At 39.5% G+C, this 16,440-nt stretch carries 12 protein-coding genes and 4 tRNA genes; 9 read left to right on the forward strand and 7 right to left on the reverse strand.

Annotated elements, in window-relative coordinates; translation table 11 throughout:
* Nucleotides 1–26: 26 nt before the first annotated feature.
* The 5 genes from PSE69_RS05490 to PSE69_RS05510 all read left to right on the forward strand — a co-directional run bounded on the left by PSE69_RS05490 (nucleotide 27) and on the right by PSE69_RS05510 (nucleotide 2,610).
* Nucleotides 27–102: transfer RNA gene (locus PSE69_RS05490), tRNA-Val, on the forward strand.
* 34 nt (nucleotides 103–136) lie between these two features.
* Nucleotides 137–212 (forward strand) — tRNA-Val (locus PSE69_RS05495).
* A 52-nt stretch (nucleotides 213–264) separates the two neighbouring features.
* A tRNA-Lys gene (locus PSE69_RS05500) sits at nucleotides 265–340 on the forward strand.
* A 29-nt stretch (nucleotides 341–369) separates the two neighbouring features.
* A tRNA-Lys gene (locus tag PSE69_RS05505) sits at nucleotides 370–445 on the forward strand.
* A gap of 1,871 nt (nucleotides 446–2,316) precedes the next feature.
* Nucleotides 2,317–2,610, forward strand: coding sequence for a helix-turn-helix domain-containing protein (locus PSE69_RS05510; protein ID WP_014656306.1), 294 nt, complete (start codon nucleotides 2,317–2,319; stop codon nucleotides 2,608–2,610).
* Between the two features lie 367 nt (nucleotides 2,611–2,977).
* Here PSE69_RS05510 and PSE69_RS05515 read toward each other — a convergent pair whose 3' ends face one another.
* The 5 genes from PSE69_RS05515 to PSE69_RS05535 all read right to left on the reverse strand — a co-directional run bounded on the left by PSE69_RS05515 (nucleotide 2,978) and on the right by PSE69_RS05535 (nucleotide 9,463).
* Nucleotides 2,978–4,705 carry a potassium/proton antiporter gene (locus PSE69_RS05515; RefSeq protein WP_076914141.1) on the reverse strand — a complete coding sequence of 576 codons (1,728 nt, stop codon included), beginning with the start codon at nucleotides 4,703–4,705 and terminating at the stop codon, nucleotides 2,978–2,980.
* A 486-nt stretch (nucleotides 4,706–5,191) separates the two neighbouring features.
* Nucleotides 5,192–5,860 (reverse strand): methionine ABC transporter permease, encoded by a 669-nt coding sequence (locus PSE69_RS05520; RefSeq protein WP_004921285.1) that lies wholly within the window; start codon nucleotides 5,858–5,860, stop codon nucleotides 5,192–5,194.
* A complete protein-coding gene (locus PSE69_RS05525; protein ID WP_004921283.1) occupies nucleotides 5,857–6,870 on the reverse strand; it encodes a methionine ABC transporter ATP-binding protein in 1,014 nt (337 codons plus the stop codon). Before PSE69_RS05525 ends, PSE69_RS05520 begins: the two co-directional genes overlap by 4 nt.
* A gap of 3 nt (nucleotides 6,871–6,873) precedes the next feature.
* Entirely contained in the window at nucleotides 6,874–8,334 is a 1,461-nt protein-coding gene (locus PSE69_RS05530) for an NAD(P)-binding domain-containing protein (protein WP_121874593.1), read from the reverse strand.
* Nucleotides 8,335–8,338: 4 nt separating this feature from the next.
* Nucleotides 8,339–9,463: a CMD domain-containing protein gene (locus tag PSE69_RS05535; RefSeq protein ID WP_121874594.1), complete on the reverse strand. Its 1,125-nt coding sequence runs from the start codon at nucleotides 9,461–9,463 to the stop codon at nucleotides 8,339–8,341.
* 214 nt (nucleotides 9,464–9,677) lie between these two features.
* Between PSE69_RS05535 and PSE69_RS05540 the strand changes: the two genes are divergently transcribed.
* The 4 genes from PSE69_RS05540 to PSE69_RS05555 all read left to right on the forward strand — a co-directional run bounded on the left by PSE69_RS05540 (nucleotide 9,678) and on the right by PSE69_RS05555 (nucleotide 13,237).
* The gene (locus PSE69_RS05540) at nucleotides 9,678–10,523 is read left to right on the forward strand and encodes a MetQ/NlpA family ABC transporter substrate-binding protein (RefSeq protein WP_227698385.1); all 846 of its coding nucleotides are present in this window, start codon (nucleotides 9,678–9,680) and stop codon (nucleotides 10,521–10,523) included.
* 208 nt (nucleotides 10,524–10,731) lie between these two features.
* Nucleotides 10,732–11,469, forward strand: coding sequence for a cyclase family protein (locus PSE69_RS05545; protein WP_040133306.1), 738 nt, complete (start codon nucleotides 10,732–10,734; stop codon nucleotides 11,467–11,469).
* Between the two features lie 184 nt (nucleotides 11,470–11,653).
* Nucleotides 11,654–12,433: an SDR family NAD(P)-dependent oxidoreductase gene (locus PSE69_RS05550; protein WP_004921272.1), complete on the forward strand. Its 780-nt coding sequence runs from the start codon at nucleotides 11,654–11,656 to the stop codon at nucleotides 12,431–12,433.
* A 9-nt stretch (nucleotides 12,434–12,442) separates the two neighbouring features.
* Nucleotides 12,443–13,237, forward strand: a complete 795-nt coding sequence (locus PSE69_RS05555; protein WP_053110511.1) for a MoaF C-terminal domain-containing protein — start codon at nucleotides 12,443–12,445, stop codon at nucleotides 13,235–13,237.
* A gap of 41 nt (nucleotides 13,238–13,278) precedes the next feature.
* Here PSE69_RS05555 and PSE69_RS05560 read toward each other — a convergent pair whose 3' ends face one another.
* Nucleotides 13,279–14,529, reverse strand: a complete 1,251-nt coding sequence (locus PSE69_RS05560) for an SLC13 family permease (protein ID WP_036940952.1) — start codon at nucleotides 14,527–14,529, stop codon at nucleotides 13,279–13,281.
* 373 nt (nucleotides 14,530–14,902) lie between these two features.
* Nucleotides 14,903–16,216 carry an NAD(P)/FAD-dependent oxidoreductase gene (locus PSE69_RS05565; protein ID WP_014656296.1) on the reverse strand — a complete coding sequence of 438 codons (1,314 nt, stop codon included), beginning with the start codon at nucleotides 16,214–16,216 and terminating at the stop codon, nucleotides 14,903–14,905.
* Nucleotides 16,217–16,440 lie beyond the last annotated feature (224 nt).

Here is a 16,440-nt window from a genome sequence, read left to right on the forward strand (position 1 = left end):
GAAACAAGTAAGTGAAGTAAATAAATGGGCGATTAGCTCAGTTGGTAGAGCATCTCCCTTACAAGGAGGAGGTCACTGGTTCGAGCCCGGTATCGCCCACCATTTATTTACAAATATGTGAAACTTGTCATGAAGTGGGCGATTAGCTCAGTTGGTAGAGCATCTCCCTTACAAGGAGGAGGTCACTGGTTCGAGCCCGGTATCGCCCACCACTTCATTAGTTACTCGCATTTTCATAAATACTGGTTATAAAAATTAATAGATGGGTCGTTAGCTCAGTCGGTAGAGCAGTTGACTTTTAATCAATTGGTCGCAGGTTCGAATCCTGCACGACCCACCATCTTAATATTAAAATCAGTCATACCAGATGGGTCGTTAGCTCAGTCGGTAGAGCAGTTGACTTTTAATCAATTGGTCGCAGGTTCGAATCCTGCACGACCCACCATCTAATCAATCCCCTAAATCAACAATAACCACCTTATTTTCATGATGTTTATTTAAGTATCAATGAAAAACCGCATTAAAATTCTAATCAAACCCACTGTAACCGCTTTGCGATCATCGAACCCTGCTTATCGATAGCGTTTTTGTCATGTCTGCGAAGCTAACAAACAGAGATTTAGCCAAGACACTGAGCTTATTGATTTGCTAGCTTGTAAAATTGATAAATAACCACTCACATAGATAATAACACTTCAACCTCTCATTTTTATTCAATTTTGCTCTAGTACGCAGCGTGCTGGATAAAATAACAGAAATTCATTTCTCGGATAGCTCCATTAAATTTCCCGCTGTAGAGTGAGCTAAATGCGCATATTTCAGCATTTTAGTCTTAATTGACTGTTAGCTGGGCATAATAATAAAAAAACTTGTAAACGCGTTGAGTGCAAATTGAACGCAGTCATTAAACTCGCTGAAAGCAACGTCTAAACCTAAATTTAGATATTAAATATTACCCAATGTGCTAATTGATGAAAATAATCTCTTATTAATTCGAGCACATTATCTTTGCTTTATTATCACTTACCGTTATTTTATTTAATGAAAATATTAATGATAATTAGTTTTAATATTTACAATATCGAAAAATATTCATTAAGTTGCTATTAGTCACTAATCAGGTAATTAATAAACCACCTAAAATATGTATTAATAAAAATGTTTGGTTCAAAAATGATCATCAATAAAAACTTATCAATAAATGATCGTCATTAAAAGATGATTTTGCATGGTGTTTATTTGTCGCTATATCTACGCTGTATATGAGTTATAAGGAAGGTAGGATCAAAAAAGGAAATAAATTTCGAATGATTATTGCTAGAAATACTCTTCTTATTGGGCTAAGAATAATGGTTAGATAAAATCTACATTGTTACTCTTATAATGCTGTAGATGTTCTTTTTGTTGAGGATTAGATTTCATTTGTCTATATCAGATGCTAAAAACAAAAAAATTGTAGGAGTATCAGTCGAGCTTAACATGATAAAAATCTGCCGATAAAAATTTTGTAGACATAAACTCCCCATGTTTAATATATGTAAAAAATCTATAAGAAAAATATCACTTTTAGAGCGTTGTGGCGAGATAAAAACCTGTTTATTTGTGGGAATTTAATTTTTTGTTTTTTGTGATATGCTTCATGTATAGCAAAGCAAAAAGATACTTAACGTTAATGTTTTGTTATGTTAGCTATGATAGCTGTAGTCTGTTTTTTTGTGCTGCTTTAAAAATTAAGTATTTTCTGCCGATTGTAACAAAAGGACTATTGTTATAAGTTATTGATATTTAAGTTATCAAAATGATAATATGGGAAAAATTTCCATTTTTTACTTTGTTTTACAGTATTGCTGTAATTATCCTATTATGCGTATTCATAAAATGAATATTGATTTGAAAAATCATTAATAGTGTTACAGTATTAAATTATTCTGTTTATTTCTTTTATTTTTAGATTTTTTATCGGTTAAATGAGGTTAATTTAGATTATAACTCTACCGCTACCTGTTAGACTATGTCTGCATAGAACAACAACTATTAATTGTTAAACAGATTAACTTATTGAAATTAAAGAATAATACTTAGGTGGTGGGCTTTTTGTGATTCTGATAATATTTAGTTACACATTTGCAATGTCATTTTTGGATTAGTTGAAACTAATTATATGGCTAGTATATCATCCCTCTCAAGATATATGCTGAATCGTCGTTAATACACCCAAATGGCTATATCATAAATAAAGATAACAATAGAAAAACACAGAGAATCACCTGCTGATTTTTTATTTCATTAATAATATAAGTTGAAGCGAGAATGTTTATGAATACAAAATATCCTGTCGCTTGTGCAGTTGGACAAAAAATTAAATCGTTAAGAAAATCTCAAGGCTATACCGTTTTTCAGTTAGCTAAAGAGATTGATATCAGTGAGCAACAACTATTTCGTTATGAACGTGGGGTAAATCGTATAGATATTGATTGTCTAGTTAGAGTACTAAAAGTATTAGATGTAAATATGGGCGAATTCTTCAGTGAAATCCTGCAAGATGATACTCATGCTAATGAGGACAAAGAATCTAAAGGGTTTGATGACTCTATTTATTCACTCATTTAATCATCAGTTATTATGTTCCAAAGTGGAACTTAATTAAGCAATTAAAACTTAATTGTTTCAATTAAGAACATTAATATGCTAATAACAATTGAGAATTCTCTCTATTGAGTATACTGATAATTTATTGTAGCTATCTTTATTTATACTTTGCGAAATAAAAGCCCGTTTACGGGCTTTTATTTTTTGTAGCTAAGAATCTAGAAAATTATATGAGTAAAAATAACAACTCATCAAATAGTCTAAAGAAGATAAAGCTATCAACAATACACCCAGATAAAATCGCACATCCAGACAATAAAAGAGGCTGGCAGATATAAACATCAGTTAATTTCATTGTAAATCGAATTAACTGATGTTTGCCGTTGAACTAATTATCTTCTTGTGGAAGGGGCTCTAATACTGCCGTCACAATTCGAGAGCCGATCATCTCACTAATTCTTATCTGTAATGTCGCTAAGCTAATGACGGTGTCTTGTATTGGCTCATTTGCTGAAATGCTATAAATAAATTGATCCAGTGTCTGGTTATTCTCATTATCGATTAAAATGCCATAAGACTCATAAATCTCATCTAACCTTGTTGTGCCCTTTAGACTGAGCCCAGAAGTGGGTAATTCTATCGGGGTTAAATCAGGAGAGACTTGTTCAGAGAACAGCCGTTCGAGGAATAAACGATTTTCTGGTTTCAAGACGACAAACAAATGGTCATCGGCAATTAGTCTTGTTGAACCACGAGGGGGGAGCACGCTTTTACCACGAGTGATCATTGCGATGACAGTTTGGTCAGGTAGTGCCAATTGAGATAGACGGCGGCCGACAGCAGAACAGTCCTCACCCAACGTATACTCTACTAGGTCAGCATCAATTTGATCGACAGCGGTAATGTCCAAAGTCGCAGCGGGCAGTAATGGTGGTGGCTGCATTAAATTAAGTTTGCGTGCAACATAAGGTAGGGTAGAGCCTTGTAACGTCGCTGAGATTAATACCACGAAGAAAACCACATCAAAAATTAAGTTAGCACCTGGTAGACCATAAATAAAAGGGAAGATCGCTAAGATAATAGGAACAGAGCCACGCAGACCAACCCAAGAAACCAGAGTAATTTCTTCACGACTGAATTTAAAGAATTTTAATACAGGCACGACAGCGATGGGGCGAGCGATAAAGGTGAGTACCAGTGCGATCACCAACCCTTCAAACCAGACCTCTAATAAAGAGCTTGGGTTAACTAGCAAGCCTAACATAACGAACATGATGATTTGGCTGAGCCAAGCCAGCCCATCATGGAACAAAAAGGTATTACGTTGGAAAACAAAGCGTGCATTACCAATCACAACGCCTGTAACGAAGATAGATAAAAAACCACTACCTTGTAAGTTACTGGCTAGACCGAATGATAATAGACCACACGCCGCCACTAATACTGGGTATAACCCTGTTGCCAGTAACTTAATTTTATTAATGATCTTGATTGAAATCCAACCAACACTTAGGCCGACAAGTGTACCGATCCCCATTTGGCTAACGAACAGTAATAATAATTCGCTACCAGAAGCGCTTTGATTCATGAGGAGTTGCAGTAAGCCCACGGTTAAGAAAATTGCCATTGGGTCGTTGGTAGCACTTTCAATTTCTAACGTTGATTGTAAACGTTCATTAAGATAGATACCCGCGTTACGCAATAGGGAGAATACCGCCGCCGCATCTGTTGAGCCGACAATGGCGCCAAGCAACAGCCCTTCAAGTAAGGGGATGCCAAGAATATAAGCCGCGGCGAGTCCGGTGATGCCCGCGGTAATTAACACCCCAAAGGTGGCCAAGGTAAATGCAGGCTTCCAAACAAGTCGAATCGATTTAACTGATGTTTGTAGGCCACCGTCGAACAAAATCAAGGCTAATGCGAGTGAACCTACAGCATAGGAAACATTCACGTTGTTAAACGCGATTTGGCCTATGCCATCTTCACCCGCTAACATTCCTATAAACAGGAACATAACAAGCATAGGCAAGCCTAGCCGAGCAGAAAGTTTGCTAGAAAAAATACCCAGTAAAATCAGTATGGATGTCAGTAATATCAGTTGTTCTATTGTTGGCATAATCAGATTTAGGTTAGAGGTTAATAAAACGCTGATGATGCAGTAGTGTTGCGTATAAAGTAATCAGCAATAAGAAGAAAAAACTCAGATTAACATGGCATTGATAATGTTTTTGTTTAAAACGACTTAAAAACATTTCCATTGACATATCATTATGATTATACAACAGATAACAACAAATAAATTGACGATTAACTGCATTTTTTTAAATTGTTATGACATGCTTATGCTATTTTTATAAGCTTTTGAACGCATTGTTTGGTGGAATCAGCGGTTTCATTTATATTTTTTTGTGGGATTTAACTTTAAAGTTAGTAAAGGTTGGCGTTTTGTGTAATTTTCACGCTAATCAATAAGCTATAAATTAGAAAAATAATTATTTAGAGGAAAACAGGCGAAAAAGATGCGGAGATTATCAATAAAATGATGCATTGGACGGAAAAGAGTAGATTGACCGATATAATCTGATATATCGGTCATCTAGAATTAGTGGAATCTTGCTTTCTTAGCAAGATAATCACCAATCATTTGTATTCCTTGAACAATAATGACTAATGTAACGACGGTGATTGCCATAGCAACGTTGTCGAAACGTTGGTAACCGTAGTTGAGTGCTAGGTCACCGACACCGCCACCACCGACCGCTCCAGCCATGGCTGTCGCTCCCACTAAAGTGATACTGGCTGCGGTTAAGCTTAAGATTAGCGATGATTTAGCCTCAGGTAAGATAAAGTGCCAAACAATTTGCCAATTGGTCGCCCCCATTGAATCTGCGGCTTCAATGATCCCCGAATGCACACTTAATAATGAGTTTTCAATTAAACGAGCCGTATAAGGTGCAATATAGATAACTAAGGGCACAATGGCAGCCGTAGTGCCGATAGAGGTGCCAACCATAAAACGTGTTAGAGGGATCATTGCAACGAGTAGAATAATAAAAGGCAATGAACGGACCGTATTGATTATTGGGTTAATAATGCGATAAACCCATTTATTTTCCCAAATCCCATCAGGGCGCGTCACAACGAGTGCAATCCCCAGTAAAATCCCCAATAGGGAACCGATAACCAGTGCAATTGAAACCATAGTGAAGGTTTCAGACATCGCGAGTAAAAATTGTTTACTCGTTAATGCGGTATCAAGCCATTGTGTCATAGTACCCCCTTATTGACAGCAACACCGCGCTGACGTAAAAATGCGATCCCTTGGTCGATATCTTCATCATGGCCGACGATCTGGACAAACATACTGCCTAACACGACACCACTTATCTCTTTCATATTGGCAAACAAAATATTGATTTTAACTTTATCCTGTAAGATCAGTTCATTCACAACGGGTTGCTGTGCGGAAGCACCTAAAAACTCTAAGCGGTAAACATTGCTTTGATGCTCTAAATTGTGCAAGACACGTTCAGGGATTTCTTCGTTAAGTACGGTACGGACAAACTTTTTTGTCGTCGGATGTTGTGGCTCTGAGAAAATCTCTAAAACAGTGCCTTCTTCGACAACTCGACCCGCCTCCATTACCGCGACACGATTACATATCTGCTCAATCACCTCCATTTCATGAGTTACCAACAAAATGGTGATATTTTGTTCACGATTAATTTTTTTTAATAATGACAAAATAGATTGTGTCGTTTGTGGGTCAAGTGCAGAAGTGGCTTCATCACACAATAAAATTTTCGGATTATTGATTAATGCTCGAGCAATACCAACACGCTGTTTTTGTCCGCCTGATAGTTGCCCAGGATATTGGTGTTTTTTATCACTCAGCTCTACATAGGCTAAAATATCATCCACGCGTCGCTGAATTTCTTTTTTGTCGACTCCTGATAGCAATAACGGCATGGCGATATTCTGTGCAACGGTCTTCGTTTCTAACAAATTGAAGTGCTGGAAGATCATGCCGATGCTTTTTTTATGGGCTCGAATTTCAGTTGCACTATGGTGAGCAATATTTTTCCCATTAATGATCACTTCACCTGACGAGGGTTTTTCAAGTTGGTTGACGAGACGGATCAAGGAGCTTTTTCCTGCACCGCTATAGCCAATAAACCCAAAAATATCACCTTCATGAATCTGCAAATTCACATCCTGTAAGGCAGTGAGTGAATGGCCTTCTTTTTCATAGACCTTCTGAATATTTTTAAATGTAATCATCAATCACTCCACATTGCTCGTTTGTGGTGTTCGCTGGCTATAGGGGAGAGCAGGTTGCCATTCATCACCTAGTAGCTCCGCTTCAGTGCTATTTTTTACCTGCTCTAAATGTTGCTCATGATGAGCGAGGTACAACTGAGCAGCGATATGTTCAGCCAGTTTCTGCGCGCCTGTATTGGTATTAGGGATCAAACCAATAAGTGGCCCCATACTTAAGGATGCAGCTAAGTTAAAGCAGTAAATATTACTGAGCTTAGGTAACTCACAATCGGTTTTAGGGAGAAATTCAAAGTGATGGCCTAAATAGGGATAGGAGGCAAACTCACTATTTTGTTCAGCTTTAGAAGGGGTATACACATCACCCCATTTACGAATAAAAGGCGCGATGTGATTAAATGCACTGTGGCGCTGCCAATTAATGCGATATCCGGTCGCTAAGATCAGGTAATCGACCACATATTCCCCTGTGGTTGTGGCGATATGCAGTTTCTCACCATTGATGTCTATCTTTTTGACCTGTGTATTAAAGTTAAAATAAGCATTTTCATGCCGAGAGACTCTCAGCGTGCTGCCATGCGGGGCCGGCGTTTTTGCTTTAGCAACATAATCACTGTAATGCCATTTTTGTGCATCGGTAAGCTGGTGATAAGCTTGAGTAAAGCCAGGGTTGCCTGCGACTTTTCCGCGATTCACCCTTGGCATATCTTTCGCTCGGATCAATAATTCAACAGAGCGAGCACCCTGTTCAAGTGCTGTTGCCGAGCTATCCATAGCACCGGCACTGTATCCTACGACCGCAATATCTAACCCTTTAAACCGGCTGTAATCACTACCGGCGTAAGAGTGCTCCCAGTAAGCAGAAGGGATCTCCGCCATAAAGCTTGGAATATTAGGTTCGCTAAAGGATTCCATACCTGTCGCAAGGATCACATGCTGTGCTTGATATTGCTGTTTACCGTTAGGTGTTGCAAATGTGAGTAGGCAACCTTGTGGGTTGACTTGAATATCAGTTAATTGATATTGATTGAAAACCACTGGCGACGTCATGGTTTTAAACCATTGTAGATATTCCCCCCATTGTAAACGAGGAATTTTATCAAGTGCTTCCCACTCATCGTCACCAAACTGAGCTTTAAACCAAGCTTGAAAAGTTAAAGAGGGTGACGCGAGTGCAGGGCCAACCACCTGTTTTGGTGAACGCAATGTTTCCATCAAGGCCGGCGTTTGCCATGGGCCTTCTTGACCTTCTGGGGCTTGATCAAAAACTATCGCATCAATCCCTTGTAATTTAAGGGCAAAGGCTGCCGTGACCCCTGACATGCCCGCACCGATAATTGCAACATCTAATTGATGGTCATCAGACTGGTTTGGCGATAATGACCAGCGGTTTAATGGCAGATTAAGGTTTTGTAGGTCTTGAGTGATTTGCTCTTCCAAAGCATTTAACCCTTTTAGCTGTGTCACGAGATCACTCCTTGTCCTGTTTAAGTTCAAATGGTTCACCGAGTGAGAGCATCAGTCGATTAGCCCAAGAGAAAAAGGCGGTTGATTGGATCAAATCAAGTAGCTCTAGCTCACTTAGCCCTAGTTGACGTAGTGTCTCAACCTGTTGATGCGTGGCTCGTATTGGTGTCGTTGATAGCGCTGTCGTGAAATCCGTAATCGCCGTTAAACGGTCATCAAAACCCTCAGCTAAAATCGCGCCTACTGGCGTTGCGATAAGCTTCTCAACATCCGCTTTATGCTCTTTGGCATATTGGCTGGCTTTACGAGCATGTACCGAAGCACAATAGATGCAGCCGTTCACCTTGCTAACCGCCGCAGCAGCAAATTCACGTTCCCAACGAGGTAAGCCGCCGAGGGTATAAAAGACGCCACGATCGATAAGCGTACGTAGTGTTAGAATGTGACTTTGATGGGCGAGCAGCAAAAAATATTCAGAATTAAGTTGGCCGAATTTTTTCATCACCTGAGCTTCATCTGCTTCTAGCGTCTGTGGATCTCTCGCTCGTAGCCATGATTCCCATCCAAGTTGATCTTGAGTGAAGGCGGTCGGAGCGGGTTGGCCTTGATGAGTGTGTGAGTTGCTATTCCATTGTCCAGCAGTAACTGGCTCAGCAGATTTGGTGATAGTACTGTTACCTTGCAATAATCTTAACCCTTCAATTAAACGGGCTTGATAGGTGACAAAAGTTATTAATTGCGCAAGTAGGATAATATCCGCTTCGTGCCACCCTTGTTCAATAAGGGCATGAATGAGGGAGTAATGAGTTTGTTTTGGCTGGCTCACCAATATGCGTAAATAGTGTTCAGCGGCTTGAAGCGCTGGCGTATTCAAGTTAGGTGAGCGCTGCCCTAATAATTGATTGTAAAAATCGGCTAGCACATGGCTACCTGTCTGTTCAGCGATAATTCGCGCAAATAAAAACTTAATTTCTCCGGTTAATTGGGGTGACGGTGCGGAAAAAATCGCTTCAAAAGCAGCTTGCGTATTTTCTGTCGCGTTTGAACGTTCTTTCCTTGCATCTGCTAAGGTAGACTCTGGTGTTATATTGATTAGCGCATCAATTAAATCATAATTTAAAATCGGCATTTCATAACTCACTTTTTTTTAACGTTTTTTATCTCCTTCATTACATATCAAGCGAATCGTTATTCGAACGAACAAATTATTATATTAATATACCTAAAAGGCATATAAAATAGGTTATATATTCTTTTTGTATTAAGTTATAACGAGATGATCTAAATAAGATGTAAAAAATATGATTATACTGGCCACATTATTTACACAGGGTCGTAACATCATGTTGAAACAAAAAATAAAATACTTATCGCTTATTGCTACCGCTGTTATTGCATTAGCTGCATGTAATGATAATAGTGAAAAGGATAATCCGAATAAAAAAGAGATCACTATAGGTTTTGGGGTTGGTAATTATATCGACCAAGTTGAGAAAGGGATTGTACCCATCTTGGAAAAGAAGGGTTATAAAGTCAATTTACGCCAATTTTCGCAAAATAGACAAATAAATCCCGCCTTTGAAGAAGGTTCTATCGATGCTTCGGTAAACCAGAGTCGTGCATATATGGAAGCTTATAATAAGAAAAATAATATTAATATGGTGGCATTAACTGATTCTCCGAGTGCACCACAAAGCTTACGTTCGAATAAACATAAATCATTAGACGAAGTGAAAGACGGTATGATCGTTGCTTTATCCAATGACCCCGTAAATGCAGAGCGCGGCGCACGTATTTTAGAAGAGTTAGGTTGGATAAAAATCAAACCGAATATCAGCACATTAACCTTTAGTGTTAATGATATCGAACCTGCTAAATACCGTTTAGATATACGTGAAACCGATGCAGCTCAGGGGTTACGTTTATTAGATGATGTTGATTTTGTTGTTGTTAACGGCAACTATGTTGCCAGCGCTGGTCAGCGTATTGCCGATGGGCTGGTTGTAGAAAATTCACCATTAGAGCATCGGGTGATTGTGACTGTTATGCAAGACAATGTGAATTCCCAATGGGCAAAAGATTTAAAAGAGGCTTTTGAATCTAAAGAATACGCTGATTACATTCGTTCTCAGTCTATTTATGATGGTTTTATTGAACCTCAAGCATGGGCTAATTATCCAAAACCCTAGTCTATTTATTATTTTTTATTATGTTACATTTGACCACCTAATATTTATATTAGGTGGTTTTTTATTTGAGTGATACGATTTTCTCTTCTATTTTTAATATGAAAATTCCTCTCTTTACTGATCTAGACAAATTGTGCTTTTTTCGTTAATTAGTTATTGAACAAGCTAAAAATTAAAAATTGAATTAACACATCATCAGGGGAATATTATGGAAAATGACTTAATCACAGCACTTAAATTATTAAAGTCAAAAACATGGGTTGATTTAACGCATCCTTTTGATAAAGATTCACCGCATTTTTTTATGTTTGAATCGGCAAGCATAAAGACATTATTTGATTATCCAGATGGTTTTTTTGCGCAACAATTTACTTTTCCAGGCCAATATGGCACACACATTGACGCCCCCTGCCATTTCGTTGAAGGGAAACGCTATCTGCATGAATTAGAACTAAAAGAGTTAGTTTTACCCCTAATTGTGATTGACCAATCAAAAAGAGCGAAGCAAGACCCTACGTTTGCATTTTCACGTCAAGATGTACTCAATTTTGAACAAGAGTACGGAAAAATAGAGCCTGATACTTTTGTTGCACTACGGACTGACTGGAGTCATCGCTGGCCATCTCAGGAGGCGATGGATAACAAAGATGCAGAGGGAAATAATCAGATACCGGGTTGGGGGATTGATGCATTGAAATTCTTATTTGAGGAAAGGGGGATCAAAGCAATAGGCCATGAAACCTTTGACACCGATGCGGCTAAGGATTTTCGTCGCCATAATGCATTATTAGGTGAATACTATGTTCTAGAGCAGGACACCTATCAAATTGAATTGATGACCAATCTGGACAAATTACCGACGAGAGGGGCGGTTATTTTTAATATTGTTGCCAAACCTAATAATGCGAGCGGTTTTCCCGTGCGTTCTTTTGCTATCTTACCTTAATGCTTCCCTTATCTTTATCAACCTGTTGTGAGGCAGGTTGATACCTTTTAGCGATAAATTTATTCGCGACCTCCGTATTTTGCTGAATATCGTTCCTTAGATCGATGGTCAACGAAGGTTATTTATTTCTATATTAATAAATAAATTAACGTTGTTTTAACAATTCCAGCGATAGGGGGGTTGAATGAACTCAAGATCCGTCATCATTACAGGGGGTGGCACAGGGATTGGTGCGGCGTGTGCGCAACTATTCACACAGCAAGGGGATCAAGTTTTTATTGTTGGACGGCGTGCAGAGCCGCTAAATGCAGTTGCACTTGAAACAGGTGCCATTGCTATCGTTGCTGATGTCTCAACTGAAACTTCATGGAACGAAATTATTTTGCCACAAATTAAGCAACATACGAGCACTATTGATGTGCTGGTGTGCAATGCAGGCGGAATGGGGTTGGGGCGTGTTGAAGATATGAATGACCAACAGTGGCATCAAGCGATGAAAGCTAATCTTGATAGTGCTTTTGCGAGTGTTCGTGGTTGTATACCCCTATTAACGCAAAGTCACGGTAATGTCTTATTTGTCGGCTCACTGGCATCGTTGGCCGCAGGTCCGGAAGCGTGTGGGTATGTGACAGCCAAACACGCCTTAATAGGATTGATGCGCTCCGTTGCACGTGATTATGGTCATCAAGGTGTCAGAGCGAATGCGGTTTGTCCCGGCTGGGTTAGAACACCAATGGCAGATGAAGAGATGCAGCCTTTAATGGAGCAGCATCAATTTACATTAGATGACGCTTATCGATATGTATGCCGTGATGTACCGTTACAGCGCCCTGCAACGGCAAAAGAGGTCGCATTGGCATGCCGATTCTTATGCTCTACTGACGCATCAATGATTACAGGTGCTGCACTGGTTATTGATGGTGGTGCAAGCGTCGTTGATTTACCTACACTCGCTTTTACTTAAGGAGCTATTATGATTGAAGAAGTGGCTTTTATCCAAGTTGGCGCATTGTCAGATGGTTTTGCTCCAGATAGCTATATTTTAGAAACCAATAACCAATTAACAGGTAAAACATTTCAATTGAGATTCGCTGAAAAAGACCGGCAAGAAGATATTTCTTTTCCAGCAGATCAACAAATTGAATGGCAAGGTGTGACAATTGATTGCCGTGTTACCTCAATTCGTTCAGGGGTTTATTTCGTCAATTTTATCTCCCCAGATGATTGGCAAGCCAGTGTTACCTTAATTATCAATGAAAAAGACGGTAACTGTGTATTAGTGCAAGGTAAACTCCCTGACGAAGCAGATATTCGCATTTCTGCCTTTAGTAAAGTAGAGCAAAATCGCCCTTTGACAGATGTCGAAGTGGAGATTTATTTTGGCACTTTAGGAGAGGCTCAACGCTCCTTACCAGCCTACACATCTGAATTAATTGGTATGCGCAATATGTATACCTATAATCCAAAAGAGCGCTATGAACATGTTTATCTTAACGAACAGTTTTATGCGTGGCATTGTTTAGATGGGGTCGAAAAGGGGTTAGCTGATGTTGACCGCTGCCACTATATTAAGGTGTCAGAGCAGCTATATTTATTTATTTGGCGTGAGAAAATTATTCCAACACTCGGCATTATCCTGATTGATTTAGATATGATGAGGACGGATGGTGGGATCATGGGGTATCAGGATCAGGCCTTTAGTGCGGTTAGCCTATTTCCCGTTGGGGCGCATGCCACTATTTTAAATAAAACCAGCTATCCGAAATAATTATTTATATGCCACTCGCTATTACGCGAGTGGCATTCTGCTTAAAGCACCAAGACTATCCATGCTGCTGCTAGTAGCATACATAATAAAGCGACGATCCCACCTGATTTGGCAAATTCCGAAAACGAAATTTTCACACCATAAGCGGCAGCTTGTTCGACTACAATGATACCGGCAAGGCTACCAAAGACGAATAAATTACTTGAAAAACCCGAGCCAAGTACTAAGGCGGCACCTAATGAGTCGGTATTACCGCTGGATGATAAGAAAGGCACCAGTAACATTACTGCGGGGTTATTACCAACAATGGTACTTAACACACCAGTGATCAAGAAAAGTACGATAGGGTTATTTAGCTCAACACCGTTATTCCGTAAATCATTTAACATTTGCTGAGGCAATCCCGTTGATGCAAATGCAGCATTGACGACAAATAATCCCATAATCAGTAATAACAGATTACCATCAACTAATTTCAGCATATCACTTGATGCAATTGAGCGATTTAGCAATAAAAACCCAGCCGCAGTTAATGCAATAAGCTCTCTTGGAATATCACTGATGACGAAAGCGATAATAACAATTAACGTAATAATGCCCGCTTTACTGGTTTCCCATACATCAAGTTTTGTTGCAGGATCAGTAGATGGAGTAGGGGGGGCCGCGGCTCCATCCACGGATGTTTTCGCCAGATACCAACGGTTCCGATAAAGAAAAACTAAAACAGCCCAAGTCAGTGGTAATGAGAGTAAGGCTGGTACAGCCGAAGCTTGGAGTAACCCAACAAATGAAATATCTAGCCCTTGGGCTGCGATCATATTTTGTGGGCTACCGATCAAGGAGCCAGAAGCGCCATTATTTGCAGCAAAGCAAAACCCTAACAAAAAAGGCACAGGGTTTAATCCCCGTGACAATGTAATAGAAACTAATAATGGGGTCATTGCCACCACAACAACATCATTGGTCAATAAAGCAGAAAGTAAACCACCTACAGCAATGAGTACAGCGAGTAACACAGGGGCACTGACTTTGAGCATGGCAACGCGGTTTGCCGTCCAGCTATAAAATCCAGATACGACAAAAGAGGCGGAAACCACCATCAACCCAAATAGCATGCCAATAGTACGATAATCGATCGCATTCCATGCTTGAGGAGGGGTAATACTACCGACAGCCATCATGGCTAAGGCACCAATAACAGCAGCACCGGTTCTATCCACTTTAAAACCGGGGAGCTTACCAAACCCCATCGCAATATAAACAAGTAAAAAGATAATGATTGTGAGGCTCATAAACCATTCACTCATATTAGTAAAATTACGGGTAATTTAGCGGTGAAGGATCAATGAAGCAAGTTAGAATAACCTTTAAATAATAATAAGTTGTGAAAAGTCATTTAATGATAATCCTAATCAGTCTGGCTTAAATAAAAAATATTCGATGGATGGCGATCATAACCGTTGAATAGCATTCACAGCAGGTTTATTGGGCAAAGGTTCAATCACATAACATAGGCTATGGTGTTAGCATGAATAGGCAGCAAATTGCAGTAAAACTTCTTACTGATGGGAAACCAATGGTCCAATAAATGACGCGATAAAAGGGTTCCATTGGTTAGTGCGGAATGTAGATCAAACTAGAATGGGAGAGTTCACTCGATTGCCATTATACTTCCGTTCTCCCAATATATCTTTCTTTCAGTAATGAGGCGTGGATTGCAATATCCAATATCGGTGATGGTGGCAAATAGTTCGCTTGCCCAAGTTGCTGCATGGCATCAATTAAAGGGTTATCAACTCCTAAAGCATAATCTGCCAATAATGTTCCTGCTATGGTTTGTTTTGAGATCCCAGCGCCATTACAACCGCCCGCGCTATACACGCCTTTCATGAGTTTGCCCCAAATAGGAGCACCATTTCTGGTAACGCTGATTGTACCGGACCAAGTATTTGTTATCGGAACGTCGGCTAATTGCGGGTAGATTTTATTGAATAGCTGTTGATGCTGTTGTGTCACTCGATAAGTTTGTTCTGCACTGATCCGCCCACATATCGCAGGGGTAACATGCTGGCGGATCAATATACGCTGATCTTTGGTATAGCGTAACGTTGCGCCAGCAATAGCATTCACAGGTGTTAAGCCCCAGCTCTTCATCGCTGGTAAGCGTTGTTGTTGTTCGAGAGAAAGTGGGGCTGTGATACTGGCAAATGTCGCCATTGCTGCTTGGTTATGATTAATTGGTGTTAATTCTCTAGAGAGTGCATTCGTTGCTAACATAATGTTTGCTGTACGAATATTGCCATAAGGAGTCAGTACCTGTATGGTGGCGCCAGGCTGTATTGCCATAACGGGAGTGTAATTATACACTTTCACATTCTCAGGTAATGAGCGTGCTAAGCCTACCACCAATTTTGCTGGATTAACGAGAATTGAATTTGGTGTGTATATCCCTTTATGATAAAAATGCGTACCTAATTTGTGATAGAGCATCTCCTTATCGAGTAATTGATAAGGTTCACTCATTGTATTGAGATTATCGACATACTCTTGTAAAACACGTTCATTCTTTTTATCAACTTGGCAATGATATTTGCCGGCACTTTCCCAGTCACACTCAATCGCAAACTGTTCAGTTAATGTCGCGAGCTGATGAATGCCTTCTTCAAGCAACGTGCGATAAAATTGGGCTTTCTTTAGTTCGGCCGTTGAACTGCCAATATTATGAGGTAACCCAATAATAAATCCTGAATTTCGAGCAGATGAACTTTCGGCTGCCGTTGCGCAATCAAGGAGAATAATTTTAAGGTTCGGATTGTTGTGTGCAAGTCTTCTTGCAAAAGATAAACCCGCGTAGCCGGAACCTATAACTACCCAATCTGCGTCGGTATTTTGATTTAAGGTCGGATATCGGGGAGTGCGTGAAGTTTCATTTAACCAACCATTTTCGTTTTGATTAAATGGCACGGATGCGTATTTCATCTAATTTTGCCTAATAATATCTTGTGCTAGCGACGATATATGATGGGTATTGACATCATAATCAAAAGGTTAAATAACACTTAAAGATCATGACTATAACGTAAATTTGATTTTTTGATAGTGAAGAAAACTCAATTTCACATAAAACAGAGCGATGTTCGTGTGGTAACAGAGTGATAAAACGCGGCATATTGTTTTCATAAACGCTATCTATATCGAACGTA

This window comes from Providencia sp. PROV122 (assembly GCF_028482365.1).
Classification (GTDB): Bacteria; Pseudomonadota; Gammaproteobacteria; order Enterobacterales; family Enterobacteriaceae; genus Providencia; species Providencia stuartii.